The organism is Trebonia sp., assembly GCF_049794275.1.
In the GTDB taxonomy this organism is placed as follows: domain Bacteria; phylum Actinomycetota; class Actinomycetes; order Streptosporangiales; family Streptosporangiaceae; genus Trebonia.
The window spans coordinates 1-1942 of record NZ_JBARCR010000467.1 but is presented as its reverse complement, the minus strand read 5'-3'; the positions used below and the strand labels follow the sequence as shown (position 1 = coordinate 1942).

Sequence of the window (1942 nt, the reverse complement as noted above, 5' to 3'; positions counted from 1 at the left end):
CCAGCCCGGCAGGCACCGCCGGATCAGCGCCGTCTTCCCGCCGCCGGCGGGCCCTTCGAGCACGACCACCCGTCCCTGTCCGGCCATGGCGAGTTCGAACTGCCGGCGCAGCTCGGCCAGTTCGGCGGTCCTGCCCACGAACGGCTCGTCCACGGCGGCGTCCCCCCTCCTGGTCAGGACGAGGATAACCAGGAACCGGGGGTCCAGCTAGGCGTGTGCCAACCACTTGACTCCCTATCGGCGATAGGTTAATCTCCTATCAGCGATAGGCAAACGCAGGGGAAGGATCCGATGGGACCGATCTGCATGACCAGCGCCCCCGGCCCGAGCTGATCGGTTCGTGATGGCGAACGCGGTCGCGAAGCGCCGTGAGGCGAGGATGGCGGGGATCGTGGCGTGCGCCTGGACGCTAGCCAAGGAGCACGGGATCGGCGGTGTCTCGCTGCACGCCCTGGCGCGAGAGGTCGGGATGCGCCAGCCGTCGCTGTACGAGTACTTCGACTCGAAGAACGCCCTGTACGACGCGATGTTCGCCGACGGCAACCGGCAGCTCATGGAGCAGCTGGACGCCGTGACGTTCTCCAGGGAACCCCGTGCTGCCCTCAAGCAGTGGCTGGCCGCCTTCGCGACATTCGCGTGCGAGGACACCGCCCGCTCCCAGCTGCTGTTCCAGCGGCCCATCCCCGGCTTCACGCCCTCGCCGGAGTCGTACGCGCTGGCTGAGGAGGTGCTGGGCGGCCTGGACACGCTGATGCGAGCCACCGGGGTGACAGAGCAAGGCGACATCGACTGCATCGTCGCCGTCACCGCCGGTCTCACCGACGCGCAGATCAGCAACGATCCCGGCGGCAACCGCTGGCTTCGCCACCTCAACCGTCTCGTCGACCTGCTGGTCGACGACGCCCTCGCACGGGGAGCAACCAATGACCGCTGACCGCATCGACCGCCCCGAGGCGCGCCGCCTCGCCGAAGACGAATTCCAGCGCTTCGCGGAACTGACCGCCGCGCTCACCCCGGACGAGTGGACGATGCCCACCGACTGCACCGCCTGGGACGTCCGCAAGATCGGCCTGCACGTGCTCGGATCGGCCGAGGCGCAGGCCTCGGTTGGGGAGTTCGCGCATCAGCTGCGCCGGGGGCTGCCGCTGAACAAGCAGATCGACTCACATCACTGGGTTGACGGCCTGAACGAGCAGCAGATCCGCGATCGCGTCCATCTCTCCAACGCGGAGCTGGCCGGCCGGCTCAAGGAGGCAGGCCCGAAGGCGGTCAAGGGCCGGTGGGGCACCCCGCCTCCGATGCGGTACGTGCCGCTGCCGTTCGGCCCGCCGATCGGCTGGAGGCCGCTCAAGTACCTGCTCGACGTGGGGTTCACCCGCGATGTCTGGTGCCACCGCATCGACATCTGCCACGCGACCGGCAGGCCGATGGACCTCAAGCCAGACCACGACGGCCGGCTGGTCGCCGATATCGTCGCCGAATGGGCCGCGCTCCACGGTGAGCCGTTCGAGCTCGTGCTAGACGGCCCGGCCGGCGGGACCTTCAGCCAGGGCCAGGGTGGCGAGCATGTCGGGATCGACGCCACCGATTTCGTCCGCACGCTCGCCGGCCGTCAGCAGGCCCGCGGCGTACTCAGCCATCCGCTGCCGCTCTGACCTTCGGCTTTCTGGGGTCCCCGGCGGGACCCGCGATTGCCCGCCGGGCGGTCTATAGCCGACACTAGGTGTTATGGCCCTGCTTGAGCGTGAAGAGCCGCTGGCGTCCCTGGCCGCCTACGGCGACGAGGCGCGACTCGGTCAGGGACGGCTGGTCCTTGTCGCGGGCGAGGCCGGGGTGGGCAAGTCCGCGCTCGTCGAACGGTTCACCGCCGGCCTGACCGGCACGCGGTGTTACCTGGGGGCGTGCGACGGGCTGTTCACGCCGCGGCCGCTCGGAGCCTTTC

4 protein-coding genes are annotated in these 1942 nt (G+C 69.6%); 3 read left to right on the top strand and 1 reads right to left on the bottom strand.

Annotated elements, in window-relative coordinates:
- On the bottom strand, positions 1-138 hold a 138-nt coding region (locus tag WA805_RS12890; RefSeq protein WP_425242447.1), incomplete at its 3' end, for an ATP-binding protein.
- Positions 139-343: 205 nt separating this feature from the next.
- Between WA805_RS12890 and WA805_RS12885 the strand changes: the two genes are divergently transcribed.
- The 3 genes from WA805_RS12885 to WA805_RS12875 all read left to right on the top strand — a co-directional run.
- Complete coding sequence (locus WA805_RS12885; RefSeq protein ID WP_422287452.1) at positions 344-934, top strand: TetR/AcrR family transcriptional regulator; 591 nt, start codon at positions 344-346, stop codon at positions 932-934.
- Positions 924-1655, top strand: a complete 732-nt coding sequence (locus WA805_RS12880) for a maleylpyruvate isomerase family mycothiol-dependent enzyme (protein ID WP_422338833.1) — start codon at positions 924-926, stop codon at positions 1653-1655. Before WA805_RS12885 ends, WA805_RS12880 begins: the two co-directional genes overlap by 11 nt.
- A gap of 73 nt (positions 1656-1728) precedes the next feature.
- Positions 1729-1942: ATP-binding protein (locus tag WA805_RS12875; protein ID WP_425242446.1), on the top strand; the 214-nt coding region annotated here is incomplete at its 3' end.